This window comes from Pseudoalteromonas sp. R3 (assembly GCF_004014715.1).
Taxonomy (GTDB): domain Bacteria; phylum Pseudomonadota; class Gammaproteobacteria; order Enterobacterales; family Alteromonadaceae; genus Pseudoalteromonas.
Genome location: NZ_CP034835.1, coordinates 272361 through 298412 on the forward strand (window position 1 = coordinate 272361; position 26052 = coordinate 298412).

Below are 26052 nucleotides of genomic sequence, written 5' to 3' on the forward strand. Positions count from 1 at the left end.
ATGCACAGTGATAAACCGTTAACCATTTACGGTGAGCAGTTCGACAGTCGCTTGCTGATAGGTTCAGCACTTTACCCCTCGCCGGAAATTATGCAGCAAAGCCTGGTGGCTTCGCAGGCGCAAATTGTCACCGTCTCACTGCGACGCCAGAATTCAGTGTCAGCCGGAGACGACTTTTGGCAACTGATCAAGGACACCGGATTGCGGGTGTTACCTAACACCGCCGGGTGCCACAGTGTTAAAGAAGTGGTGACACTGGCGCAAATGTGTCGGGAAGTGTTTGCGACTGACTGGATCAAGCTGGAACTGATCGGCGATGAATACAATTTACAACCCGATCCGATCGCGCTGCTTGAAGCCACCGAAATCCTGATAAAGCAGGGATTTAAAGTGCTGCCGTATTGCACCGATGATTTAGTGGTGTGTCAGCGCCTGGCGGATCTGGGCTGCGAAGTACTGATGCCCTGGGGTGCCCCCATTGGCACCGGGAAAGGGTTACTTAATCCTTATAATCTGAAAACCATTCGTGAGCGTTTGCCTGATCACACCCTGATTGTTGACGCAGGACTCGGTTTACCCTCGCATGCTGTACAGGCCCTGGAACTTGGTTACGATGCCGTGTTGCTGAATTCTGCCATTGCCGGTGCTGGCTGTCCGGTAACCATGGCCAGTGCTTTTAATCATGCGGTAGTTGCCGGGCGTGCCGCCTATGTGGCGCAGGCCATGCCGGAGAAAGAAGTTGCAGCGCCTTCCACCCCGACGATGGGGATGCCCTTTTGGCATCAGAATTAAACACGCGCTATAGTGACGCTAAGCCTTTGTGGCGCAAAGTACTTAATCATGCGCCCATATTCAACAGAGTAAGTAGGAGTAATTGTGGCTGAACTGGTATGGACCATTGCCGGGTCGGATTCGGGCGGCGGCGCCGGGATTCAGGCGGATGTCAAAGCAATGCACAGTTTTGGTGTGCAAACCTGCACAGCCGTGACAGCGCTGACGGCGCAAAATAGCTTGGCGGTTGAAGAGATCAACGCGGTCTCGAGTGAAGTGCTGGAATCTCAGCTGCTGGCACTCGAAGCCGATTTAAAAGCGACTGTGATTAAGATTGGCATGCTGGCCAACAGCACACAGATCCAGCTGGTAGCAGAACATCTGGCGCAGTATAAGAGTCGCTGGGACAATCCCCCTGTGATTGTGTTCGACCCGGTTGCGATTGCATCCAGTGGCGATGCGCTAACCGAAGAAGATACCCTGGATGCGCTGAAAAAGTACCTGTTACCTCTGGTCGATGTGATCACACCCAATACGCAGGAGACGCAAGTATTGACTGGCGTTTACCTGATTGGTCCGGATGCCGTCAGAGATGCTGCCCGCAAGCTGCGTGAATTTGGCGTCAAATCGGTGATCATTAAAGGAGGTCACTGGGATTACCCCAGTGGTTATTGTATTGATTATTGCTGGAGTGAAGATGAAGAGTATTGGCTGGGTAATGAGGCGATACAAACGCCCCATAGTCACGGCACCGGCTGTAGCTTTGCCTCTTCTGTCGCGGCTTGTCTGGCCAAAGGTTATCCGATCAAAGATGCTTTCATTCTGGCCAAAGCTTATATCAACCAGGGGCTGAAATTAGCGCAGCGCTTTGGCGAGGGGCGAGGGCCACTGGCACATGCCGGGTTCCCAGAGAATATCTCGGACTTTCCTCAGGTGATAGAACCTGGAAGCTGGCTCGGTGATGAACTGGAATTTGCCGTCAGTGAAGAGTTTAACTTTGCAGCCGGTTTTGCCCCAGTCGGAGAAGAGCTGGGGCTTTATGCCGTCGTAGACTCGGTAGATTGGGTTGAAAAGTGTTTGGCTGAGGGCGTAAAAACAGTGCAACTCAGAATTAAACAGGCTGATCATGCGACCCTGGAAGAAGACATACAGTGTGCTATTACCCTGGGTGAGAAATATCAGGGCCGGGTCTTTATTAACGACCATTGGGAGCTGGCCATTCGCCATGGCGCCTATGGGGTACACCTTGGTCAGGAAGATCTGGATTCGGCGAATCTGGTTGCCATTCAGCAGGCGGGATTACGCCTGGGGTGTCCACGCATGGGTTTTATGAAATGCTGCGAGCCCATAACTACCGGCCCAGTTATCTGGCATTTGGGGCGATTTACCCGACCACCACCAAGGACATGACCGGACAGATCCAGGGGCTCGAAAAGCTCAGGCACTTTGTGCCTCTGATGCGTGAAACCTATCCGACTGTGGCTATTGGGGGCATTGACCTGACTCGCGCTCCTCAGGTTGCCGCCACCGGAGTGGGCAGTGTGGCGGTGGTGCGCGCCATCACCGAGGCGGCGGATTATAAACAGGCTATTATTGACCTGAAACGGGCCACAGGCGAGTCATGAGTACAGAGCTCAGTGACAAAGAGCGGTTGAGGTACAGCCGCCATCTACTGCTCAATGAGGTGTCGGAAGCCGGTCAGCTGCGCCTTAAACAAGCACGGGTGGCCGTGGTGGGCTGTGGGGGGCTGGGTAGCCCTGCGCTGTTTTACCTGGCGGCAAGCGGAGTCGGGCAGCTGACTTTTTGTGATGATGATGCGGTTGAACTGTCTAATTTGCAAAGGCAAATTTTGTATAAGGTCAGTCATATTGGCCAGCCAAAAGCGAAAGCCGCGAGTAAGGTTTTAGCGAGCCTGAACAACCAAATCTCACTTGTTCCTCGGCCTGTGAAGCTCGACAGCAGCAATATAGACAGCATATTGCAAGACAGTGACTGGATCCTGGATTGCAGTGATAACTTCGCCACGCGATATTTGCTCAATCAGTATTGCGTACAACACCGTAAGGTCCTGATCTCCGGGGCTGCGCTGGGCACTCAGGGCCAGTTTATGACCTTTGATTTCAGAGCGTCCTCGCCCTGTTATCACTGCATTTTTCCACAGTCTTCGGCGCAACCGGTATTGAATTGTCAGAACGCAGGTGTGGTGAGTCCGTTACTTGGCATAATCGGCTCTATGCAGGCGATGAAAGCAGTCAGTTTAATTATCTCTGATTCACCTGATAAACACAGTGAAATGATGGTGGTTGATGCTTTGAGCTTGCAGCAAAGGCAGTTTACGCTGGAAAGGGATGCGGCATGTGATGTGTGTGGCTAATGCCACAGACGATTAAAAAAGCCCGCAGAAGCGGGCTTTTTTGAGCGAATTATCCGGCTTAGTCGCGGATGGTCGCAAATGGGGTACCCATACGGGTAACGGTTTCTGGTAATTGGTTGGCCAGGAAGTCGGCCTTGTCTTCTCCCCAGGCCAGAATAACCGTCGAGCCTAGCTTAAAGCGGCCCATTTCGTCGCCTTTTTTCAGTTTGACGGCGTTGTCACCCTCTGCCGGGTAATCCCAGCTGAAGACGTCTTTACCGGCTGGTGGCGTGACAGTGCCGGCCCAGATAGTTTCGATACTGGCCACTATGGTGGCGCCCACCAGTACCATAGCCAGTGGTCCTATCTCAGTGTCAAAGATAGCGACAACCCGCTCGTTACGTGCAAACAGGTTGGGGACGTTTTGCGCCGTAAGCGGGTTTACCGAGAACAGATCGCCAGGTACGTAGATCATCTTTTTCAGCGTACCATCAAGGGGCATATGAATGCGGTGATAATCTTTGGGCGCCAGATAAATGGTGGCAAACTTGCCGCCAAGGTACGGCGCTACGTCCGACTCTTTGCCCCCCAGTAGGGTTTGCAGGCTGTAGTCATGGCCTTTGGCCTGAATGATCTGACCATCGACTACGTTACCTAACTGGCTGATGGCACCGTCGACCGGGTGAGCCACAATGCTGGCTTCTTCTGCAAGTGGGCGGATCCCCGGCTTCAGCGGACGGGTAAAGAATTCGTTAAAGGTTTTATAGTGAGCTGGATCTTCATGCAGGGCTTCACTCATGTCTATCTTGTACTGTTTGATAAACAATTTAATTAAGGTGGTCGTCAGTGCACCCGCCTCAGCTGCGGCCAGTTTTCCCACCAAACGTGATACGGCATGTTTGGGTAAAGCATATTGCAGGGCAATCTTAAGTTTATCCAAGTTCACTTTTATTATTCCTGAAAAAATTTTGAAGATAGTATCAAACTCTTGGCGCGCGCGCACCTGCGCGGCCATCCGCCATTGACTCCAGAATACGGTGATAGCTGTCAAAGCGCAGTTCGCTTATCTTGCCCTCATCTACGGCTTCCAGGATCAGACAGCCCGGATCGTTGAGGTGTTTGCAGTCACGAAAACGGCAGCCGCCGATAAATTCACGAAATTCTTTAAAACACCAGGTTACCCGCTCTACTTCGAGGTGCCACAGACCGAATTCACGGATCCCCGGACTGTCTATCAGGTTACCGCCACTGGGCAGGTGATGCAGTTTAGAAACCGTGGTGGTGTGCTGACCCAGGCCACTGTTCTCAGACACTTCCTGAGTCAGAATGGCGGCATCGGGCAGGACGGTATTCACTAGAGTGGATTTACCCACCCCGGATTGGCCGACAAAGATGTTGTTTTTGTCTGTCAGCAGGGATTTGAGCTCATCAATTCCTTCGCCAGTCTTGTTACTCACCAGCAGGACGCGATAGCCTAGTTCGCGATAGATATCCAGCACTTCATCGACATAGTCGAGGCCTTCGTCATCGAGCAGATCGATTTTATTAAGCAACAGAATTGGCTCAATACCCATGTCTTCACAGGCGACCAGATAGCGATCAATGATCTGCGGGGTGAATTCAGGCACTACAGCGGACACCATTAAAATTTGGTCAATATTGGCTGCCACCACTTTTACGCCGTCGTAAAAATCCGGGCGGGTGAGCTGAGAGCGGCGAGGCTCGACGGCTTCTATCACGCCGGCCAGGTCGCCTTCGCTGACTTTGGCACGGCGAAAAATCACTTCGTCGCCACATACTATGCTGGTGACAGTACGGCGAATATTACAGCGCAGCACGTCGCCATTTTCGCACTCGACATCGGCATGCTGGCCAAAGCGACTGATCACCACCGCGGGTTCTGTGGGGCCCAGGTTATCGGTTTGCCAAGTCACCTGAGTGTCGGATTGTTGTTTCGCTTTATGCAAGCGTTTTTGATGGTTGGCACTGATCCGTCTGGACTGGCCCTTACTGAGTTTTTTGCGTTTTGCCATATCTTATAAACTCGCGACACGATTTATTGCTATCGAGTGGTATACAGGCCAATCATGGACTATAACTCAATAAATTGCCCCGCTTTGTAAAAAAAAGCTTTTGGTCGAGTGATGAAGCTAATATGATATATCTAATTGCATTGGATCTAAAGGAAAGTACCGTTAGGTAGTGTATGTCTTTTCATGAATCAAACCTGATCTGGCTCGACTTAGAAATGACGGGTCTGGAACCTAAAACAGATAGGATCCTCGAAATTGCCACTGTGATCACCGACTGTGATCTGAATGTACTGGCCGAGGGACCTGTAATTGCTATCCATCAAAGTGATGACTTACTTGATAATATGGATGAGTGGTGTACAAACCAGCATGGCCGTTCCGGTCTGACTGCGCGTTGTAAGGCCAGCACTCACTCTGAATCTGATGCAATCAAACAAACATTAGACTTCCTGAAACAATGGGTACCGCCGGGTAAATCGCCTATGTGTGGTAATTCAATTGGCCAGGATCGTCGCTTCCTCAACAAATACATGCCTGAGCTGGAAGAATATTTCCACTACCGCAACCTGGACGTCAGCACAATTAAAGAGCTGGCACGTCGTTGGAAGCCTGAGCTGTTAAATGGGATCCACAAAAAGAGCTCTCATCTGGCTCTGGACGACATCAAAGACTCCATTATGGAGTTGAAGGTTTACCAGCAAAAATTCTTCAATCTTTAAAAAATTTAGAAAAAGTACTTGCAATGCTTTTTCTATCTTGTAGAATCCTGCCCCGCTTAAGACGGCAAAGCTTATTTGTCTTTGGGGCATAGTATTGTAAAGCGGCACTAACTCAGCTGCTAAAACGTTAGACGCGACCCGTCGCGCATCAGCGTTTAAAACATGAGTAATCAGGAATGCGGCACTAGCTCAGCTGGTAGAGCGCGACCTTGCCAAGGTCGAGGTCACGAGTTCGAACCTCGTGTGCCGCTCCAACACTTCTTCAGGTGTATAAACTAGATACTGTCTATGAAGCGGCACTAGCTCAGCTGCTAAAACGTCAGACGCGACCTGTCGCGCACCAGCGTTTAAAACAATCGAGCAATTATGGAATGCGGCACTAGCTCAGCTGGTAGAGCGCGACCTTGCCAAGGTCGAGGTCACGAGTTCGAACCTCGTGTGCCGCTCCAACACTTTTTCAGGTGTATAAACTAGATGTTTTCTATGAAGCGGCACTAGCTCAGCTGCTAAAACGTTAGACGCGACCCGTCGCGCACCAGCGTTTAAAACAATCGAGCAATTATGGAATGCGGCACTAGCTCAGCTGGTAGAGCGCGACCTTGCCAAGGTCGAGGTCACGAGTTCGAACCTCGTGTGCCGCTCCAACACTTCTTCAGGTGTATAAACTAGATATTTTCTATGATGCAGCACTAGCTCAGCTGCTAAAACGTTAGATGCGACCCGTCGCGCATCAGCGTTTAAAACGTGAGTAATCAGGAATGCGGCACTAGCTCAGCTGGTAGAGCGCGACCTTGCCAAGGTCGAGGTCACGAGTTCGAACCTCGTGTGCCGCTCCAACTCTCTCCTCTCTTTATATCTTTATTTTTTCACTCTGACTTACGCACTCAACTTTAAATCTTATTCCACCAATTTTCATCGATAAACTGATTGCTTATTTTTAGTTCGACACGTAAAATACGCGCTCTTTCGGCCTAACTAACTTTAGTTCCTTGCCTTACCCCGACTGGCCGAAACGGGACAAGGCTATATTAACCGTAAGGAATATCCATGCGTCATTACGAAATCGTATTCATGGTTCACCCAGACCAAAGTGAGCAAGTACCTGGTATGATCGAGCGTTATACTGGTGCCATCACAGAAGCTGGCGGTAAAATCCACCGTCTAGAAGACTGGGGTCGTCGTCAACTGGCTTACCCAATCGAAAAGCTTCACAAAGCACACTATGTTCTGTTGAACGTTGAAGCACCTACTGAAGTAATCAGCGAGCTTGAAACTTCTTTCCGCTACAACGATGCAGTGCTTCGTAACCTGGTTATGCGTACTAAGAACGCTGTAACTGAAGCGTCTCCTCTTGCTAAAGAAGAGAAAAAAGAAGCAGCAACTGCTTAATCGTTTTTGATTCGGAATTGACCTGGTAGTTTGGTGAGCACTCAGTCTGAACTGTATACAAACCAGCTGGTATTATCCGGCATGGTCTGTAAGCCACCTAAGTACAGTCAAAGCCCCGCGGGCATCGCGCATTGTATTTTTGTTTTAGAACATAAGTCGATGCAGGTAGAAGCTGACCTAAATCGTAACAGTTATGTACGTATTCAGGTGGTTGCCAGCGGACAGCAGTTCCGGACTCAACTAGAGCATTTATGCGTTGGGCAGACCTTACAGGTACGCGGTTTTTTAAACCGACATGAGAGCCGAAGTGGCTTGAGTCAACTTGTATTACATGCACAACATATTGAAAGAATTAATTGAGGAAATTTACTCATGGCACGTTATTTCAGACGTCGTAAGTTCTGCCGTTTCAAAGCGGAAGGCGTACAACAAATCGATTACAAAGATCTGGCTACTCTTAGAAACTACGTAACAGAAAGTGGCAAAATCGTACCTAGCCGTATCACAGGTACTAGCGCTAAATATCAGCGTCAGCTAGCAACTGCTATTAAGCGTGCTCGCTACCTAGCCCTTCTTCCGTACACTGACTTACACAAGTAAGCAGCTGATTAACAGTTTTTAAAAGGTGTAGAGACATGCAAGTTATTCTACTAGACAAGATCGCAAACCTAGGTGGCCTAGGTGACCAGGTTTCTGTTAAATCTGGTTTCGCACGTAACTTCCTTTTCCCTAAGGGTAAGGCAGTTCCTGCAACTAAAGCTAACATCGAAACTTTCGAAGCACGTCGTGCTGAGCTTGAAGCGAAAATCGCTGAAGAGCTAGTTGCTGCACAAGCGCGCGCTGAAAAACTAGAAGCACTTGCTGAAGTGACTCTGGTTTCTAAAGCGGGTGACGAAGGTAAGCTGTTCGGTTCTATCGGTACTCGCGATATTGCTGACGCTATCACTGCAGTAGGTCTGGAAGTTGCTAAGTCAGAAGTTCGTCTGCCTACCGGTACTATCCGAGAAACAGGTGAATTCGACGTATCAATCCAGCTTCACACTGACGTGACAACAGCTATCAAAGTAATCGTGATCGCTGAAGCTTAATAATATTAAGCACCAACCGCGTGTATCTGCACGCGGTTGTATTCCCAATCTCTGAAAGACAATAACAACTCCAATTTTCAGTGTGTGGATCTGATGATTATCGGGATCATCATGGAAGGTTTACAACACAAGTCGGAAATTTAATCCAAATCAAAACAACAGCGCTCGTAAACGGCTTATAGTCTTTATGGGAACAAATGACGCTGGTATTTAATGGTCTGACCACCTTGTAGCCTTGAGGCACATCGTCGGCTGTTATCTCGTGTAAGCGCGTTCCTGTTTTAGATAATTTCGTTCTGTGATATTTTAGTTAACTGTTTTTATTACAGGCACTTTTTTTTATTGGTTAAATGTCATACAGTCTTATTCAGGCGTTAATGACAGCGTTATCATTTAGGTGGGAAACCCAATATGCTTAAAACCTCCAGAATGCGTGGATTTACTTTAATTGAGCTGCTGATCGCTATTGCGATTGTCGCCATTCTGGCCAGTGTGGCATTGCCAAACTATGGTCAGTATGTACGTGAAAGCAGACGACTGGATGCACAGCACTTGCTGTTACAAACCAGTGCCACGTTGGAGCGTATCTATTCCCGTAATGGTGGTTACCCGAATGATCAGACTTTTCAAAGCCTGCCTGCTGCTGAACACTACACGTTCAGCTACGAAGCGCGTAATAAGCCACAAGGTGCCAACGGTGATTTTCGTAATATGGGCTATATTTTAAAGGCGACACCATTGGCTGCAGGTGGTCAGAATGGCGACATTTGCGGAGTACTCACGCTGGACCATTTAGGCAATCAGGGAGGCAACCTGAATGACTGTTGGTAAGCACACCCAGCACGGTGTAACACTGATTGAGTTGTTGATGGTTCTGGCCATCATTGCCATCCTGGCTGTTACGGCTGCGCCGTCTTTAATTGGCCAAATTAAACAGGACAGGGTGAATACCACAGCAAATCAGCTAAGCAGCTTTTATCGCTTTGCCCGCAGTGAAGCGGTAAAGCGCGAAGTGCCGGTAAAACTGGAACTTGAAAACAATGACTGGGTAATGAAGGTGGTCGAGCAGGGTCAGGAAATCACGTTAAAACGGTTTACGATTGACCACACAGCAGTAGCCGTGAACCTGGTTGACAGAACACTGCGCTCAAGCGGTGAGCTCAGTGCATTCAGTAACATATTGATATCGGATAACGATGCAACAACGGACGATGTTCGTTTATGCATCTTACACAGTGGGCAAAGCTGGTTGGGTAAGGCGACAGACAATTGCGCGTAGTTTCGGGGTTTTCATTGCTGGAAGTGATGGTGTCTATGGTAATCGCAGCCATTGCATTGCTTGGCCTTGCCGCAGCCCAGATCAAGGCCATGCAGTTTGCACAGAACAGTTTTAATTATACCGTGGCTTTGATCCACGGTCAGAATGCGATAGAGCGTATTTGGCCCGACATTTGCCATTATCAGAGTGTCAATACCAGCCTGAATCCGGTTGCCAACCCGACAGCAGCCTGGCTATACCCGAATGACCCTCGCTTCACGCTAACGCTGCCCGACACTTTCAGTCTCGATATGAGCCTGACGGTTAGCTGGCACGATGAACGTATGACCAATACAGGCGTGGACCAAATCTCTTTGCACGCCAGTTTTGTCAATGAATGTTTGTGAGTCGATTGATGAATTGCCGCGGATTTACTTTACTTGAGCTGCTGATCGCACTGGCGATAGGCTTGTTTATGCTCGGAGGTATTGCCGTGGCCTATTCGACCATTCGTAGCACTATTGCCGTGAATCAGGAGCTGGCACAGGCACAGGAAGTGATCCGTTATACCAGCCAGCTAATGACCCGTAGCATTAAGCAAACAGCGTCCACACCTCAGGTCATGCTTAACGGTGAGGCATTAGAAGTCAGTCAGGTTGCCAATACGCCGGCCTGCGATGGCAGCGTTCCTGTGGTGAATTACACCGAGACTTTTTCTCTGCTTGATGGCTACTTATTATGCGATATCAGCTCAGATAACTTGCCTGCCCAGCGCTTGTTACGAGGGGTCAATGGGTTAAGCTTTTCGGTCGATGGCCTGATCACATCCATAACAGTGACTCCTGTGGGTGTGCCCGTACAGTATGCGGCGGGGATCCAGATAGATATTGCAGCAAGTCAGCAGGTGCTGGCGACGGCGAATTGGTGACTATTATGGTAATTCAATCACTGCGACAACGTGGGTTTACCCTGATAAAAGTGATGCTACTCAGCTCGGTGGCCAGTGTCGTCGTATTTGCAGCATTTAAAGATACTTTGGTGCAGGAGCGTCTCAGTGGTAATTATCAAAAAGACCTGAATGCCCGTTTATTGGCTGAAAAGGGCGTGATCGAACGGGGACAGGCACTCAAAGCAGCACTTATCAATAACCCAAATTTGACACTTGAGCAGGCGGTACAGCAGGTTGGGTCAAAGCTGGGGACGGGCGAGCTGGATGGGACAAGCTATAATGCGCAGTTGTCAGTCAACGGTGATGAAGTAGCGATTGCCAGTCTGGGGCAACGTTATGATGATCAGGCCCAGGCGCGTATGGTCTCTTACTTTAAATACACCCCTCCCGAGCGCAGCTCTGTGTTCCAAAACGCCGTTACCGGGTGTAAAGGAGTTAATCTTGCAGGCAGTGGTTTGGTTGACAGTTATGATTCCACTCAGGGCAGTTACGAAGACACTAAGACCAATAATGGCGATGTGAACACTGTGATTGGCGATGCCGATGTGGTACTAAATGGTCACTCTCCTATCATGGGGGATGTGAAAGCGTCAGGTGTCTTGTATCTTAAAGGCTCTTCGCCCGTCGTCGGAACTGTGCAATCCAATACGGGGATCGATATTTCTGCTGGTAGTGGCGTACGGGTTGATGGTGATGTCCTTACTCAGGGTTTCGTAAAACACAATGGCGGGCAGATCACAGGTGTGCTGCGAGCGAACGGCGACGTGACGATGAAGTGGGGGGCTGAGATTCTTAATCAAAACCGCTCAGAGCTAGACATTATGTATGGTGGCACGGGAGCTTTTCAGAGCAGCCATATGCAAGATGGGCTGCACTATTCAGCAGATCGCTTCAACGTTAACCCTGAAGTAGAGGCGGTGCGGGTATACGACCCAAGTTCCCCGGACTATGATCCCAGTAACCCCGATAAAGAATGTGATCCACTGGCCTTGCCCTTGAATATGCCCTCTGTGATCGACAGCAATAACAATTATGCTGACTTTACAGTCGGTGCTCAGACGGATTATGTATTTACCCCGAGTGAAGGTCGTTATATACGCGGGGGGAGTGGCACCTGGTCATCCAGCCCTGCCGACATTTATTTGTTTCAACACCTAACGCAGAATCATGGCCAGGGGAATGCTGGTAGTGAGTATGTGTATGGCATGAAGAACATGAAGCTGACCAGTGATGGCACCATTACCATTGAGGGAGGAGATGTTATCTGGCTGGTTGATGGTGATTTCAAAATGACAGGACACACCAGTATTACCATCAAAGCAGGCAGCAGTCTGGCGATTTTTGTTACCGGCAAGGTTGATTTTGGTGCCAGTGGTATCGTGATCACAGAACGCGAGGGCATGACTGATAGCGGCTTTCCAAGTTTGAGTATCTTCTCTTCTTACTCTGGCCAAAATGGCATTACTCTCAGAGGTGCCAGTTCCGTGTATGCCGTGATTTATGCACCTGTTACCAGCATCGCAATGCGGGGAAGCGGTCAGTTTTACGGCACCATCCGAGGTGCAACCATAGATGCCACTGGCGGTAGTGGCGTGCATTTTGATGAAGCACTGAAAAACTTTAACCTTGGTAATGGTGGTGTAGTTACGCCGGCTAAGCTCGAATTTTTGGGCTGGCGCTTTGAGTCTGGCGAGGACTACCAGGCACCAGACGAGGATGATGAATAGCATAGTGCCATAGTCGCTTTGTTGGCATAGAAAAATTCTTCCCTTCTTTTTAAACCTTTTGCTCCTTTGGCTGCGTCTTATCTATCAAACATCGTACAATCGGGTCACTTTCATTATGATATCTGATGTGTCACGATGACGGCTCGGTAACGAGGGAATACTCTATGATAATCAATGCCAAAGAGGCATTTAACCAAGATAAAATTGAGGCGTTAGTGCTACGTGCCCAGCAAGGCGAGCAGGTGGCATTTGAACAGCTTTATCAACAGTGTTATCGCAGGGTGTATGGACTGTGTTTGCGTTTGCTGGCCGATCAGGCACACGCGGAGGATGCGACACAGGAAGTGTTTGTTCAGCTATGGCATAAAATCGCTCAGTTTCAGGGGCAGTCGAAATTCACAACCTGGCTTCACAGCGTCACGTCGAATGTTGCAATTAGTTATTTGCGTAAGCAAAAAAACTGGCTGCAAAAAGTCGTCAGCCTGGAAGACAGTGGTATGGAACAAACTGAAATCGCGCAATGTGACTCACTCAACGGACTCGATAAGCTGGTTCTGCGGTTACCGGAACGTGCCCGCTTGGTGTTTGTCTTACATGCGGTTGAAGGATATCGCCATGAAGAAGTCGCGGGCATGTTGAACATGGCGGTGGGCTCAAGTAAGTCTCAGTTTCACCGGGCCAGGAAATTGTTACAGGAGTGGTACGACAATGAGTAAACCAACATTTGAGCAGTTTCTGAAGCAACAACTGCCACGGCAACAAGATCAGGATCAACTTCCTGAGCCGAGAAAAGATTTATGGCCGGGCATTGAAAAGGCGATCAACTTGCCCGCAGCGGAGCCTCGCTCAACTAATCCCTGGGTTAAGCTGGCAGGCTTTGCGGCCTGCGTTTCTGCGGGCCTGCTGAGCTGGCAAGTCATCATGACGCAGCCCAGGCAAGACACGATGGCTAATATGAGTGCGTTCTTTGAGCAGAAAAAACAGACGTTACTGGTTCAGTATGAGACACAACCTGCACTGACACAGGATTGGCAGGTTCCATTACAGGAACTGGAAGAAGCAGAGCAGGCCATCAAGCTGGCTCTGACAAAAGATCCCGATAATGCAGCCCTGCTTAAAATGCTGGCCCAGGTATACCAGCAGCAGTTAGATTTAATCACTAAGGTACATCAGCCCCAGTGGCAACAGATTTAGGAGAGAAGCATGAAAGCAATCATTTTAGGACTGGCCACGCTGCCGCTGTTTGCCCTGGCGGGTGACAAGATTGACGAGCAGATTGAAGTGCCGCTAAATGGCAAAGTGGTCATCGAAAACCAGCGTGGTAAAGTCACTATTAAGTCATGGGACAAGCCAAGCTTTAAAGTGAGTGGCGAGCTAGATGAGCTGGCTGAGGGTTATACATTAGAAACTCAGGGTAATGTAACAGAGTTTATTGTCAAAATGCCACGTCGCAACAAAGGGTGGAATAACAAGCGAGACGGTTCTCGGTTGACTATTTATATGCCGAAACAGAGTGAACTGGATTTTGAAGGGGTGAATGTCGATGTGGATGTCAGTAACTTCAGTGCAGGTGTGGCAGTAACCACCGTCAATGGTGACATTGAGGTGAATCAGGCGAGCGGCAAAATTGAACTGGAAACCGTCAACGGCGACATCGAAGGTAAAGAGCTATCTGGTAACATCCGCTACGAAACGGTCAATGGCGATATTGAGGACATGGCATCCAGCGGAAAGCTACGTTTCAACGCGGTCAATGGTGGTATTGAGAGTATGACTCAGGCGAGTGATATTCGGGTTGAAAACGTCAATGGTGAAGTTGATTTCGATATTGCCAGTCTGAAAGACCTGAGAATGAGCACCGTCAATGGCGAGATTAATGTAAAAATGAGAGCTCTGGAAAAGCGAGCTAATATTCGTTTTGAATCAGTCAGTGGTGATGTCGACTTTTATTTTCCCGCTAATTTGTCGGCGCGTTTTGATATCGATGCGCATGCCGGTGGGCGCATCATCAATGAACTGTCAGCAGACAAAGAAAAGAAGGCTAAATATGGGCCGTCGCGTGAACTGGAGTTCGTGATTAACGACGGTGATGTGGATGTAGAAATCGATACTGTCAGTGGACGTATTACGTTGAAGAAATTGTAATACTCAGGAGGGACGCTCGGCGAGGGCGTCCTTTAGTCAGTATTAGCCTGTAATCTAGATTCATTTCCACCCCAATTGCGTATACAATAACAGGTCCGTCCCTTAGTGTTTGTAGTGATATGGCGAAACCTGATCAACAAGTCGATACCCTGAAAGTTCCTCCCCATTCCATCGAGGCAGAGCAGTCTGTTTTAGGTGGACTGATGCTTGATAATCAGGCGTTTGATAGGGTTGCAGAGCTGGTTGTCGCGCAGGACTTTTACACCCGCACCCACAAGCTGATATTCGAGGCAATGACCAAGCTGGTCGAGGCCAGTCAGCCTATAGATCTGATCACTATCTCGGAAAACCTAGAGAAGAACAACCAACTGGATACGGTCGGTGGTTTTGCTTATCTGGCTGAAATTGCTAAAAATACGCCCAGTGCAGCGAACATAGATGCCTACGCCAGTATTGTACGCGAACGAGCAGTGGTCCGTGAGATGATCTCGGTGGCGAATGAAATCGCCGAGGCGGGTTTTAACCCGGAAGGACGTGATAGCCACGAATTGTTGGACCTGGCGGAAAGTAAGGTATTCAAAATCGCTGAGCAGCGTACTAAGAGTACCGAAGGTCCGCAGAGCATCCACAGCATTCTCGAAAAAACCGTCGATAAAATTGAAGAGCTTTACCAGTCGCCGCAGGATGGTGTAACGGGGGTGAGCACGGGCTACTCTGATCTTGACCAGATGACCGCTGGCCTGCAACCCTCAGATCTGATCATAGTCGCGGCACGTCCATCGATGGGTAAAACCACTTTTGCGATGAACCTGGCAGAGCATGCTGCGATGACGCAGGATAAACCCGTGCTTATCTATTCACTGGAGATGCCCTCAGAACAGATCATGATGAGGATGTTGGCTTCACTGGGACGCATTAACCAGACCAAAGTAAGAACGGGTCAGCTGGATGATGATGATTGGGCACGGTTATCCTCAACCATGGGCTTGTTGATGGAAAAGGGGCAAATGTACATTGATGATGCATCAGGTCTGACGCCAACGGATGTGCGCTCGCGAGCAAGGCGTATCGCACGAGATCATGGAGGTATCAGTATGATCATGGTGGATTATCTACAGCTGATGCGAGTGCCTAGTTTATCAGACAACCGGACCTTAGAAATCGCAGAGATATCTCGTTCACTCAAAGCACTGGCAAAAGAACTTCAGTGTCCTGTAATTGCACTATCACAGCTTAACCGTACACTGGAACAACGTGCTGATAAACGCCCGGTTAACTCAGACTTACGTGAATCAGGGTCTATCGAGCAGGATGCCGACTTGATCATGTTTATCTATCGTGATGAGGTGTACAACGACGACAGCCCAGATAAGGGAGTCGCGGAAATTATCATTGGTAAACAGCGTAATGGTCCGATTGGTAAGGTTAGGTTAACCTTCCAGGGGCAATTCTCTCGGTTCGACAATTATGCCGGTCCTGCAGTGGATGACGAATATTAAAGTATTCGTTTTTGCTAACTGAGTCGGCAGCCTGAATTAGGAGTGAGTATGCGCCTGGCAACCGCCGAAATTAACCTCGCGGCATTAAGTTATAATTTACAACGGATCAAGGCTCTGGCACCTGGTGCCCGCGTGATGGCTGTGCTCAAGGCTAATGCCTATGGCCATGGTCTGGTCAAAATTGCCCAGCAACTCAATGACGCGGATGCCTTTGCGGTAGCGCGTATTGATGAAGCACTGGCGCTGCGCGCCGGTGGCTTGACCAAGCCGATAGTTTTGCTGGAAGGCTTTTTTCATTGTGCTGATTTGCCTATTCTGATTGCCAATAACTTTGAAACCATTATTCATGATGAAAACCAGCTACGAGCCATTGAAACCGGCCAGCTAGGTGCTCGTTTGTCTGTGTGGCTGAAGGTCGATACAGGGATGCACCGACTTGGCATCGAGCCTGAACAGTTCGAAACCTTTTATCAACGGCTAAAAGCTTGTGATAATGTCGACCCGAATATCAAACTGATGACGCACTTTTCCTGTGCTGATGATGTAAATAGTACGCAAACGCAATGTCAGATTAAAGCGTTTGAGCGTCTGATAGAAGGTAAACCTGAAGCCAAGTGTTTGGCCAACTCCGCCGGGGTAATCGGCTGGCCTCAGTCACACGGTGACTGGATCCGTCCTGGTCTAATGATGTATGGGGTTTCACCCATGCTAAATCAGGTTGGCACTGAGCATGGGCTCAAGCCTGTGATGCGGCTAACAACCCGGGTGATCGCCATCAAGACCATCGCTGCTGGCGAGAAAGTAGGATATGGCGGCCGCTGGCAGAGTAATCGACAAACTCAGTTGGCCGTAGTAGCGATGGGGTATGGTGATGGCTACCCACGTAATGCTCGTAATGGGACGCCGGTAGTGATCAGAGAGAGGCGTTATGGCATTGTTGGTGCTGTATCTATGGACATGATCACAGTGGACATAGGCACTAACCCAGATGGGGTTGCAGTCGGTGATCAGGTTGAAATGTGGGGGCCGGCTTTGCCTGTTGAAGAAGTAGCCGCGTGTGCGGGGACTATCCCCTATGAATTACTCTGCAATGTTACACCCAGGGTGAGTTATGACTACATCACCCCAGCAGACTAATCTTTCTGTCTATTCCAAAAGCTGGCCATGCAAGGTTGCGACAATTGAGCGGCTACTTGCATGGTCTCTGTGCTCTCCCAAGTAAATCCCTTGCCAGGTACCCAATTGCAAGCGCCCATGACTAACCGGGATCGTGACGTCACAGCCCAGCGTACTGGATTTGATATGGGCTGGCATGTCGTCATCACCTTCATAATCATGACGATAGTAACTTTGTCGTTCGGGCACAAAGTGGTTAAAGTGACTTTCCATGTCCATGCGAACGGTGGGGTCGGCATTTTCATTGATGGTGAGACTGGCTGAAGTGTGCTGAATAAACAAATGCAGTAATCCCACTTTGTAATAGCCAAGCTGTGGTAACTGAGTAAGTACTTCATCATCAATTAAATGAAAGCCGCGTTGACGCGGCCTGAGTGTGATATGTGTCTGATGCCAGCTCATAGCTTATCGAAGCTCACCTCTATGTTGGCATTCCCGTCAGCTGAGGTGAAGGGCATAATGATTTTCGGGCCATCGCATTTGTGAGTAATAGTGTGCCCGGGTCCGGAGACCACAATAGGCGTGGCCATATCAAATTCGTAGCCTTTTTCACCAAGCAGGTTCTTTGCGCCACCGGTAACCATATTGGTGATCTCACCGACCATATCGGTGACCTCTTCATTGATTTTGTCCGGGCGCTCACCCAGCATTCGTTCCATAATGGTCAATGCCAGGCCTTCATCAAAACTGATAGAAAAGGAGCCTTTGGTTTGTGGGCCTACCATGCCAATCAACCCTGACACATCGCCACATGCTACTTCATCTTTCTTAATCTTGGGCTTACCAGGCGTTAATTCTGTTTGTGCCATGGTCGCCAGTACATTCATTAATGACGATAAAAAAGGGTTGATGAATTCTACATTCATATGTTTCTTCCCTAGGTTCCTACGTTTTAACGGACGCTGATTTAAGTGTAGTGGGCTTTTTGCTATGCTGCACTACTCATTACACTTTCCACAACGGCCGTGTGCTTCAATCGTTTGTGCTTTTACAAGAAAGCCGTGCTCTGCAGCCAGGTTATTCAGCTCGTGTGAAATGGCATTGGAATGCAGCTCTTGTACGTGACCACAAGAGTCACAGATCAATAACTGCACAGGGTGAATACAGTCAAAGTGATGGCACAGCATAAATGCATTCGTGCTTTCAATTTTATGAATAAACCCTAATTCTGCGAGAAAATCCAAAGCACGGTATACCGTTGCTGGTTTTGCGCCAGACTCGGTGAGTTTGAGCTCTTCTAACAGATCATAGGCGCCTACACCGCCTTGTTTAGCAGCGAGTAAGCGGAAAACTTTTTCTCGGATAGGGGTAAAACGAGCCCCTCGATTATCACAAACTTGCTTAGCTTTACTTACCAGTTGTTCTATATTCATGTTCTAAATCCTTACACTGCCATGCAATACTAACATATTCTTTTTAATAGTCTTGTATCGACAGGGATTTATTCATTATATTCTCTGGGCGAGTAAAGTTGTGTTCAAGCCAGTCCTGGAATGCGGCTTCAGGCATCGGCTGTCCAATCAGGTAGCCCTGACCAATGTTACACTTAAACTCGACCAGTCGTGTGAGCTGTTCATGATCTTCAATCCCTTCGGCAATCACTTTCAGGCCCATGCCGTGTGCCATAGTGATAATATTTTTTACCAGATAGGCCGACTCATTCCCTGTGTGCATATCGGCAATGAAGCTTTGGTCAATTTTTAACACATCAAATGGATACTGACGCAGATAGTTCAACGATGAGTAGCCTGTGCCAAAGTCATCCATTGAGATCAAAACCCCCATTTGCTGAAGTTTATCTAGTGTGGCCTTAATCGTGCTGTCACCACTTAATAGCAGACCTTCGGTGATCTCCAATTCAAGTGTACCTGGTTGTAAGGCACAGTGTTCTATCAAATGCTCAACATGGCTGAGAAGTTCGGGATCATTAAACTGACGGGGTGACAGATTAACCGCGAGTCGCAATGACGCATTAAATTGCGTATGTATTTGCTGTAAGGCTTTGGCTGCAGAGTTTAGAACAAACTTACCAAGGTCGATAATAAACCCATTTTGCTCTGCCAGGGGAATAAACTCAGCCGGAGAAATCGGGCCGAGCTTATCACTGTGCCAGCGAAGCAGCGCTTCAGCCCCAACCACTTTACGCGCCTGAAGATCCAGTTGTGGCTGATAATAGACCTCGAATTCTCCGCGCTCAAGCGCGCCTTGCATGCTTTCTTCCAGCATCAGGCGTCGTTGCAGTGAGTTGCTCATGCTTTCAGTGAATAAACAATAGGTATTGCGACCCTGCTGCTTAGCATTATACATGGCAGAGTCTGCCTTTCGCAGCAAATCGTTGGGTGTATCGGCGTCCTGAGGAAAAAGGGCAATGCCCAGGCTCAGGGAGATATTGAAGGCACGACCGTCAATATCAAACGGTGCATGAAAGAGTTTAACCAGTTTGGTAGCGATGGGGTGAATATCAGCGTTGCTTTTCAAGTCGCCTAACAGAATGATGAACTCATCGCCACCAAGGCGCGCCACCGTGTCTTTTTCTCGCAACGCCGATTGTAGTCGCTTTGCCGAGTGTATCAGGACTTTATCACCGACTTCATGTCCCATTGAGTCATTCACTTTTTTAAAGTCATCCAGGTCAATAAAGCCAACGCCAACCATTGACTTGTCTCGTTTGGCATCGTGGATCAGCTGCTGGAGGCGGTCGAGCACCAAAAAGCGATTAGGCAAGTCTGTGAGAGTGTCGTAAAAAGCATGATGCAGGATGATTTCTTCCTGACGTTTTTTGTCTGTGATGTTGCGTACAGCAACAACTAAATTGTCCGAGTTGGGCAGAGCACTGAGACGCGCTTCAAAATGGCGACTGCCGTCTTCAAAGGGCAGGGAATACTCAATTTGGGTAAGTTGTCCAGGTTTATCAATGCTATGTATTGCACGATTGAATGAGCTGGCGGTCTGTGCTGGCAGTACGTCTTGCATGGTGCGACCCAAGAATTCGCTATCAGAGACAAATAAATCACTTTTCTGACCACAGTGATATTCTAAAATGGTGCCTTCTTGATCGACGATGAAAAACAGATCTGGTAAAGCGCTAAAGATACCTTCTAAAATTGCGTGTTTACGCTTCGCTTCAGCTTCGGCTTGCTGGGTTTGCTGCCAGCCATTTTGTAAGCTGCGTGCCATGTGGTTTAAATTGTCGGCAAGGCGTTTAAATTCTCCTGTTCCCTGGGTTTCTAATTTATCACTAAAGTCAAAGCGGCTCACATGGTCACTAAGTTGCATCAACTGGGTAACTGGACGATGGATAAAAAGCCGGGTAATAATCAATACCAGCACTGTCAGCAGCACAGCCATTGTGAGGATTACGATGGTTTTCATATGGGTGTAGTGCAGTAACCTAATCGCGTGCGGCTCAACAGAATATTGCGCGTAAATCAGCGCCGGCATTGTATCGGTCTCTCGGGTATTGTCCGGTTGCTGGTATGCATCGTATGCCGTTAATAAGTAATGTGCTTTGGTGTAATCAATTGTGAACTCGGGTATGGCCTGGGAGGCTTGCACCAGCGCACTAAAATTGTCAGGGCCTGTTGCCATGGCCTGCTTTTTTTGCTCAGTACCACTGCTGTATAAGAGCTTTCCCTGTGCATCAAGTAGTGCTAAGAATTGGTATCCCTGATCGTGTGAAAATGCATCTAGGGTTGACTGAATCTCTTCAAATTCTTGCGCTTCAAAATGATGATGTAGTGTTGAGTTGAGAATTGCCAGATCTTTTCTCAGGGTGGCTTCGCTGAGCAATAATAAACTTTCTTTCTGAGTATGGTGGTGCAGCTGCACTAACCCTAACGCCAGTAAAGCGGCAAACATAAAGGCACCGAGAGTTAACCATAGTTTGAGATCAATGGAGTACAGTTTTGTCACCTGAACGCCTCACTTATTATGCTTGTTGTGACACCTATCTGTGTTGTTCAGAAGCCTCTACTGTCATTCTCGATGGCTTACCTTATGTCACAGTCCTCTTACTAAGTGTAGCTGATATAGGCCAATTATTATCTGTATTCTCAAATACACACATTGTTAGCCAGGATCTGGCAGTCTTAAGTGTTTTGTCCAAGTGAACTCATATCTGTTCGGTGTTATCCGGTGAAGAGTTGCAGCGTGATCTTTACTTCGTCAGACTCAAACTCGGCAACACCCTCATAGCCTTCAATGTTGTAGTTAAAGCTGAAGAAACGACGCAGCCACAGGTCGTCTTTATTGTCCTTCAGCACTTCGATGGAAATATCCATCAGGCTTTCAGCTACATTCATACCGACCGCAAACAGAGGATTGGTCGCCGCGGCCACGACTTTGCGGGTGAGTTCGCCAAATGCTGCGGTTTTTCGAACCTTAGCCATCAGCTTGGCCGTGCTGCGAATATCACTGTCACCTTCTAAGACGGCAATATGGGCATCAAGGAAGCGTGGGATCTGTCCGGCACGATTACGATAAATGGTGTAACCCGCAGGGCCAAAGCCAATGGTGCCGCCTTCGCTGACTGGCATTACGTTTAGCTCCATATTAAATGAATGATCTGCTACCCCGTCACTCACAGCACTAAATACCTTAATCTCAAACTTACTTTCGCTGAGTAACTTGTCGACGAAGCCCTGCGATTTAACATGAATTGACATAATACGCAGTTCGACATCGGTAAACATTTGATTGGGCATGAAATAAATCCTTTGATATGCGGAGGTGTTAGAATACTTGGAACCAGAATAGGGCACTAAGGTTTTTGGTTCTAAGGTAAACTAGCTGAGAATAATAAAAGTCATCAGGTTTGATGACGAGAATTGATACATAAACGTACTAAAGAAGGTAGAAATGGTGGCCCCACCTGGACTTGAACCAGGGACCTACCGATTATGAGTCGGGTGCTCTAACCAACTGAGCTATAGGGCCATTTCTAAATTGTAGTGCTCAATAAATTCATCCATGAAGCGAGGTCCTGTCGGCGTCCTGCCTCCACCTCAACAAGCTGCGAAGCGATGCTTCGGTCTTGTTTCGCCCAACTGAGCTATAGGGCCATTTTCAAATTGTAGTGCTCAATAAATTCATCCATGAAGCGAGGTCCTGTCGGCGTCCTGCCTCCACCTCAACAAGCTGCGAAGCGTTGCTTCGGTCTTGTTTCGCCCAACTGAGCTAAAGGGCCATTTCTAAATTGTAGTGCTCAATAAATTGTGCGTGCTTTTTAGCACAGACCTAAAAAGCGCTGGCAGTATAAAAATTTTTAACAGGCTTGTCACTAGCAAAAGAGGAAAAAGTCGCACATATCTGATTCAATTGCTTAATAAAAAGCCAAACTAGTGTGCTAAGCCTGTTTCTTTATTCGGTTCGTCCACTTTACATCTGTAAGTTAGATCCAGACATCGTTTTGTGCGGTGAGGGAGCTGTCGGTATCTCCGGTGTTGACGACTCCTTTGGGTTCGACAATAAGTACCTGACACTCTTGCTCGGCATAAGGTTTGTGCTCTGCACCCTTGGGCACAACCAGCATGTCACCTGCTTTCAGATGCTCTGTGCGGTCGCGAAAGGCAATGTGCATCTCGCCGGATAATACGATAAATACTTCGTCGGTGTCGGGGTGATCGTGCCAGACAAATTCCCCCTGAAGTTTTACCAGTTTGAACTGATAGTCGTTCATTTCGGCAATGACTTTTGGGCTCCAGTGCTCTGAAAACAGCGCCAGTTTTTCGGCAAAATTAATGGGTGCGTGTGACATAACATTTCCTTATGGTGACGGACATAAGAGAGAAGCCTTACCCGACCGGATAAGGCACTGTGATTAGTTGAGTCGTGAAACCACAAAGTAAGGGTTCAGATAAGACTCTTTTTGATTGTACAGCAGGGGGCTGCCGTCCAGCTGAGTGACGGTTGCACCGGCGATTTTCGCCACTGCATGTCCGGCACCGGTATCCCATTCACTGGTGGGGCCCAGGCGCGGATACACATCGGCAGCACTTTCCGCCACCAGACAAAGTTTCAGTGAACTGCCTTTTGGCACCATGTTCACATCATCAAATTGTTTGAGGTAGTCAGCCAGGTCCGGCGAAGGGTGAGAGCGTGAGCCCACCACCTGGATGGTGCCCTGATTGTCTTTGCGGGTGACTTTTAGCTCAATTCGGGCCTCGCCGCATTCTTTGAAAGCGCCGATGCTGTTGGCGGCGAAGTAACTGACGTTCAGTGCGGGCGCATGGACCACGCCCATCACCGGCTCACCGTTTTCAATCAGAGCAATGTTGACCGTGAACTCACCGTTTTTCTTAATAAACTCTTTTGTGCCGTCGATGGGGTCAACCAGCCAGTAGCGCTGCCAAGTTTGGCGTTCCTGCCAGCTTATTTCGGCGCTTTCCTCACTGAGGATAGGTAAATCCGGAGTCAGCGTTTGCAGGCCTGCCGTGATCACCTCATTGGCGGCTAAGTCGGCGTCGGTGACTGGGCTTTTATCGTCTTTATATTCAACGTTAAAGTCTTTGGCATAAATGGTGAGGATCTTGTCTCCGGCGCGTCGGGCCAGATTGACGATTTCCTCCAGTAAGTCGGTGTCGTTCATGGTATTTCCTTGGTACTACAGATGAATTATCTCGCGCTGTTGCAGATACGCTACCAGCTGTTGCACCGATTGGTCCAGACTATTTTCACCGGTATTTATACGGATCTCCGGATTTTTTGGCGGTTCATAGTCTGAGTCTATGCCGGTAAAGTGTTTGATCTCGCCGGCGCGGGCCTTTTTATACAGGCCTTTCGGGTCCCGCTGTTCACACACCTCCAGTGGTGTATCCAGATAAACTTCAATAAACTCGGCGTCTTCAACCAGGTCGCGAACCATATCGCGCTCGGCCTGGAATGGTGAGATAAAGGCGGTGAGTACGATCAGGCCAGCATCGACCATGAGTTTGCTCAGCTCACCCACACGGCGAATGTTCTCAACCCGATCTGCATCGCTGAATCCGAGATCTTTACACAGTCCATGACGTACGTTGTCGCCATCGAGCAGGTAAGTGTGCGCGCCGAGCTGTTGCAGGGCACTTTCCAGTGCATTGGCCACGGTGCTTTTACCCGAGCCAGAATAGCCGGTAAACCACAGAATAACCGGGCGATGGCCCTTTTGTTCGCTGCGATGTGTTTTATTCACGGCATAGTTATGCCAGACAATATTCGTATCCATAATTCCTATCCACTAAAACGGGAAAACCAAGGGGATCAGCGTCAGCACAGTGATCGAGTAAATAATTGAAAGTGGCAGGCCCACAGTCACATAATCTTTGATCCGATAATTGCCTGCACTGTATACCATCAGATTTGTCTGATAGCCAAAGGGGGAAATAAAACTAGCCGATGCACCAAAGGCGACCGCCATCACAAAGGGGAGCGGGTTTACACCAAAGCCAATGGCCAGTGCATACGCTACTGGGAATGACAGCGCAGCCGCGGCATTATTGGTGATCAATTCAGTGAACACGACGGTCATGACAAAAATAGCAATAAAGGCACCATACGGGCCAAAGTCGCCCAGCACATAGAACAGTGCATCGGAAATTTGTCCGGCTAAGCCGGTGTCTATCATCAGTTTAGCTAAGCCAATGGCACTGCCGACAATGGCAAGCAACTCAATGGGAAAACGACGTTTCATTTCGCTGACTTTGATGGAGCCAAACAGCACCAGTCCAAGTAATAAAACCATCAGGCCTTTGACTAATGGCACAATATCGAAGATACCCAGGCCGAGCACGGCAACAAAGGCAGCCATCACTTTATTCGATTGTGGCTGCGTTAAATGGGTTTGCAAGTCCAGGCCAGAGATATAAACAAATTCGCGTTTCAGGTCGGGCAACTGGTAAAAATCTCCGCCAGGGGCAAGGATCAAAGAATCTCCCGCCTGTAACTTGACCTGACCCAGGCCGCCGGGCAGTCGGTCGTGACCACGACGAATGGCAATCACCGCGGCATGAAACTGTTCGCGAAAGCGGATCTCTTTGAGTGTTTTGCCCAAAAATTTAGACGACTGACTGATCACCACTTCCACTAAGTGCTCGGCGTCTTTTTCGTGCTTGTCGTGTACTACCTGTAACCCGTCGAAACGACGTAATAAAGGTACAGACTTGATATCGCCAACAAACAACAGCACATCACCCTGCTGGATTTCCTGTTGTGGGGTAACGGCGCAAATGCGGCGCTCGCCGCGGATGATTTCTGCCAGGAACAAATCGCGCAGATCGCGCAGGCCATTTTCTTCAACCGTACGGCCAATCAGTTTTGAGCCTGCCGTCACTTTCCCTTCCAGATAAAACGGCACAACCTCTTCTTCTTTGCGGCCATGGTCCGGCAAAAACTTCAGTAATAGGATAATGGTAACCAGGCCCACACTCAGTGCGCCAATGCCAACCAGGGTAAAATCAAAAAAGCCCAGTGGCGCCATACCTGCTTCGATGGCAAAGCCATTGACGATTAAATTGGTCGAGGTGCCGATCAGGGTTAGTGTACCACCCAGAATCGCCGTGTACGACAGTGGCAGTAATAACTTAGAAGGCGAGTGGGTTTTGCTTTCTTTAATGGTACTGATCAAAGACGCAACAACGGCGGTATTGTTGGTAAAAGACGACAAAAAGGCCGTGGATAACCCCAGCTTCATCACCGAGCGCGCCAGCGAGCCGTTGGCCAGCGAGCGGGCCAGATATTGCACCAGAGTGGTTTTTTCAATGGCGATAGACACCAGAACCAGTAAAACCAGAGTGATCAAGGATGGGTTTGCATAATTGACCAGCATGGTTTCAAGGTCGATCAATCCGGCCAGATAGGCGCTGCTGATAGCGCCCACAAATAACCAGGCCGGATTAAGTCGCGTGCCAAAAAGACACGCGACCAGCACGAGCATGATGCCTGTTAAGATGATCTGCTCTAGCAGCATAGAT

General features: G+C 48.7%; 28 protein-coding genes, 5 tRNA genes and 1 pseudogene. 22 read left to right on the forward strand and 12 right to left on the reverse strand.

Annotated features, from left to right (window positions below):
* The 3 genes and pseudogenes from ELR70_RS06075 to ELR70_RS06085 all read left to right on the forward strand — a co-directional run bounded on the left by ELR70_RS06075 (nt 1) and on the right by ELR70_RS06085 (nt 3145).
* Nucleotides 1-792: a thiazole synthase gene (locus ELR70_RS06075; RefSeq protein ID WP_054016936.1), complete on the forward strand. Its 792-nt coding sequence runs from the start codon at nt 1-3 to the stop codon at nt 790-792.
* Between the two features lie 84 nt (nt 793-876).
* Nucleotides 877-2396 (forward strand): annotated as a pseudogene (gene thiE / locus ELR70_RS06080) (thiamine phosphate synthase).
* The gene (locus ELR70_RS06085; protein WP_054016934.1) at nt 2393-3145 is read left to right on the forward strand and encodes a HesA/MoeB/ThiF family protein; all 753 of its coding nucleotides are present in this window, start codon (nt 2393-2395) and stop codon (nt 3143-3145) included. The pseudogene thiE and the gene ELR70_RS06085 overlap by 4 nt, the downstream one beginning before the upstream one ends.
* A gap of 58 nt (nt 3146-3203) precedes the next feature.
* Here the strand turns inward: ELR70_RS06085 and asd are convergent, their stop codons facing one another.
* Nucleotides 3204-4070, reverse strand: a complete 867-nt coding sequence (gene asd, locus ELR70_RS06090; RefSeq protein WP_054017019.1) for an archaetidylserine decarboxylase — start codon at nt 4068-4070, stop codon at nt 3204-3206.
* A gap of 34 nt (nt 4071-4104) precedes the next feature.
* Nucleotides 4105-5157: a small ribosomal subunit biogenesis GTPase RsgA gene (rsgA, locus tag ELR70_RS06095; RefSeq protein WP_054016933.1), complete on the reverse strand. Its 1053-nt coding sequence runs from the start codon at nt 5155-5157 to the stop codon at nt 4105-4107.
* A gap of 173 nt (nt 5158-5330) precedes the next feature.
* Here rsgA and orn point away from each other — a divergent pair, with 173 nt between their 5' ends.
* The 19 genes from orn to alr all read left to right on the forward strand — a co-directional run bounded on the left by orn (nt 5331) and on the right by alr (nt 17068).
* Nucleotides 5331-5876, forward strand: coding sequence for an oligoribonuclease (gene orn, locus ELR70_RS06100; RefSeq protein WP_046004965.1), 546 nt, complete (start codon nt 5331-5333; stop codon nt 5874-5876).
* A gap of 178 nt (nt 5877-6054) precedes the next feature.
* Nucleotides 6055-6130 (forward strand) — tRNA-Gly (locus tag ELR70_RS06105).
* 119 nt (nt 6131-6249) lie between these two features.
* Nucleotides 6250-6325: transfer RNA gene (locus tag ELR70_RS06110), tRNA-Gly, on the forward strand.
* Between the two features lie 119 nt (nt 6326-6444).
* A tRNA-Gly gene (locus tag ELR70_RS06115) sits at nt 6445-6520 on the forward strand.
* 116 nt (nt 6521-6636) lie between these two features.
* A tRNA-Gly gene (locus ELR70_RS06120) sits at nt 6637-6712 on the forward strand.
* 211 nt (nt 6713-6923) lie between these two features.
* Nucleotides 6924-7265 (forward strand): 30S ribosomal protein S6, encoded by a 342-nt coding sequence (rpsF, locus tag ELR70_RS06125; RefSeq protein ID WP_010386261.1) that lies wholly within the window; start codon nt 6924-6926, stop codon nt 7263-7265.
* A gap of 30 nt (nt 7266-7295) precedes the next feature.
* A complete protein-coding gene (priB, locus tag ELR70_RS06130; protein ID WP_082353316.1) occupies nt 7296-7625 on the forward strand; it encodes a primosomal replication protein N in 330 nt (109 codons plus the stop codon).
* Nucleotides 7626-7637: 12 nt separating this feature from the next.
* A complete protein-coding gene (rpsR, locus tag ELR70_RS06135) occupies nt 7638-7865 on the forward strand; it encodes a 30S ribosomal protein S18 (protein WP_002962753.1) in 228 nt (75 codons plus the stop codon).
* Nucleotides 7866-7900: 35 nt separating this feature from the next.
* Complete coding sequence (rplI, locus tag ELR70_RS06140) at nt 7901-8353, forward strand: 50S ribosomal protein L9 (protein WP_054016932.1); 453 nt, start codon at nt 7901-7903, stop codon at nt 8351-8353.
* 411 nt (nt 8354-8764) lie between these two features.
* Nucleotides 8765-9184 carry a type IV pilin protein gene (locus ELR70_RS06145; protein WP_054016931.1) on the forward strand — a complete coding sequence of 140 codons (420 nt, stop codon included), beginning with the start codon at nt 8765-8767 and terminating at the stop codon, nt 9182-9184.
* Nucleotides 9171-9632, forward strand: coding sequence for a GspH/FimT family pseudopilin (locus ELR70_RS06150; protein WP_054016930.1), 462 nt, complete (start codon nt 9171-9173; stop codon nt 9630-9632). Before ELR70_RS06145 ends, ELR70_RS06150 begins: the two co-directional genes overlap by 14 nt.
* Complete coding sequence (locus ELR70_RS06155; RefSeq protein ID WP_054016929.1) at nt 9623-10018, forward strand: prepilin-type N-terminal cleavage/methylation domain-containing protein; 396 nt, start codon at nt 9623-9625, stop codon at nt 10016-10018. The genes ELR70_RS06150 and ELR70_RS06155 overlap by 10 nt, the downstream gene beginning before the upstream one ends.
* Nucleotides 10015-10539, forward strand: a complete 525-nt coding sequence (locus ELR70_RS06160) for a prepilin-type N-terminal cleavage/methylation domain-containing protein (RefSeq protein ID WP_160317415.1) — start codon at nt 10015-10017, stop codon at nt 10537-10539. The genes ELR70_RS06155 and ELR70_RS06160 overlap by 4 nt, the downstream gene beginning before the upstream one ends.
* A gap of 5 nt (nt 10540-10544) precedes the next feature.
* Nucleotides 10545-12287, forward strand: coding sequence for a hypothetical protein (locus ELR70_RS06165; RefSeq protein WP_054016927.1), 1743 nt, complete (start codon nt 10545-10547; stop codon nt 12285-12287).
* 164 nt (nt 12288-12451) lie between these two features.
* A complete protein-coding gene (locus ELR70_RS06170) occupies nt 12452-13003 on the forward strand; it encodes a sigma-70 family RNA polymerase sigma factor (protein WP_054016926.1) in 552 nt (183 codons plus the stop codon).
* On the forward strand, nt 12996-13481 hold the full coding sequence (locus ELR70_RS06175; RefSeq protein WP_054016925.1) for a hypothetical protein: 486 nt from the start codon (nt 12996-12998) through the stop codon (nt 13479-13481). Before ELR70_RS06170 ends, ELR70_RS06175 begins: the two co-directional genes overlap by 8 nt.
* 9 nt (nt 13482-13490) lie before the next feature.
* Complete coding sequence (locus tag ELR70_RS06180) at nt 13491-14432, forward strand: DUF4097 family beta strand repeat-containing protein (protein WP_054016924.1); 942 nt, start codon at nt 13491-13493, stop codon at nt 14430-14432.
* A gap of 119 nt (nt 14433-14551) precedes the next feature.
* Nucleotides 14552-15931: a replicative DNA helicase gene (dnaB, locus tag ELR70_RS06185; protein WP_054016923.1), complete on the forward strand. Its 1380-nt coding sequence runs from the start codon at nt 14552-14554 to the stop codon at nt 15929-15931.
* 48 nt (nt 15932-15979) lie between these two features.
* Complete coding sequence (gene alr, locus ELR70_RS06190) at nt 15980-17068, forward strand: alanine racemase (protein ID WP_054016922.1); 1089 nt, start codon at nt 15980-15982, stop codon at nt 17066-17068.
* 9 nt (nt 17069-17077) lie between these two features.
* Here the strand turns inward: alr and ELR70_RS06195 are convergent, their stop codons facing one another.
* From ELR70_RS06195 to ELR70_RS06240, 10 genes are all read right to left on the reverse strand, one after another.
* A complete protein-coding gene (locus ELR70_RS06195; RefSeq protein ID WP_054016921.1) occupies nt 17078-17509 on the reverse strand; it encodes a secondary thiamine-phosphate synthase enzyme YjbQ in 432 nt (143 codons plus the stop codon).
* Nucleotides 17506-17973 carry a chemotaxis protein CheX gene (locus ELR70_RS06200; RefSeq protein WP_046004976.1) on the reverse strand — a complete coding sequence of 156 codons (468 nt, stop codon included), beginning with the start codon at nt 17971-17973 and terminating at the stop codon, nt 17506-17508. The genes ELR70_RS06195 and ELR70_RS06200 overlap by 4 nt, the downstream gene beginning before the upstream one ends.
* Before the next feature lie 72 nt (nt 17974-18045).
* Entirely contained in the window at nt 18046-18480 is a 435-nt protein-coding gene (locus ELR70_RS06205; protein ID WP_054016920.1) for a transcriptional repressor, read from the reverse strand.
* Nucleotides 18481-18523: 43 nt separating this feature from the next.
* On the reverse strand, nt 18524-21019 hold the full coding sequence (locus ELR70_RS06210; RefSeq protein WP_054016919.1) for an EAL domain-containing protein: 2496 nt from the start codon (nt 21017-21019) through the stop codon (nt 18524-18526).
* A gap of 215 nt (nt 21020-21234) precedes the next feature.
* Nucleotides 21235-21810 carry a hypothetical protein gene (locus tag ELR70_RS06215; protein ID WP_054016918.1) on the reverse strand — a complete coding sequence of 192 codons (576 nt, stop codon included), beginning with the start codon at nt 21808-21810 and terminating at the stop codon, nt 21235-21237.
* Nucleotides 21811-21965: 155 nt separating this feature from the next.
* A tRNA-Ile gene (locus tag ELR70_RS06220) sits at nt 21966-22042 on the reverse strand.
* A 454-nt stretch (nt 22043-22496) separates the two neighbouring features.
* Nucleotides 22497-22862, reverse strand: a complete 366-nt coding sequence (locus ELR70_RS06225) for a cupin domain-containing protein (RefSeq protein ID WP_054016917.1) — start codon at nt 22860-22862, stop codon at nt 22497-22499.
* Between the two features lie 63 nt (nt 22863-22925).
* Nucleotides 22926-23693: a 3'(2'),5'-bisphosphate nucleotidase CysQ gene (gene cysQ / locus ELR70_RS06230; protein WP_046003837.1), complete on the reverse strand. Its 768-nt coding sequence runs from the start codon at nt 23691-23693 to the stop codon at nt 22926-22928.
* A gap of 15 nt (nt 23694-23708) precedes the next feature.
* Nucleotides 23709-24308, reverse strand: coding sequence for an adenylyl-sulfate kinase (cysC, locus tag ELR70_RS06235; protein WP_054016916.1), 600 nt, complete (start codon nt 24306-24308; stop codon nt 23709-23711).
* Nucleotides 24309-24320: 12 nt separating this feature from the next.
* Nucleotides 24321-26045, reverse strand: a complete 1725-nt coding sequence (locus ELR70_RS06240; RefSeq protein WP_082353322.1) for an SLC13 family permease — start codon at nt 26043-26045, stop codon at nt 24321-24323.
* Nucleotides 26046-26052 lie beyond the last annotated feature (7 nt).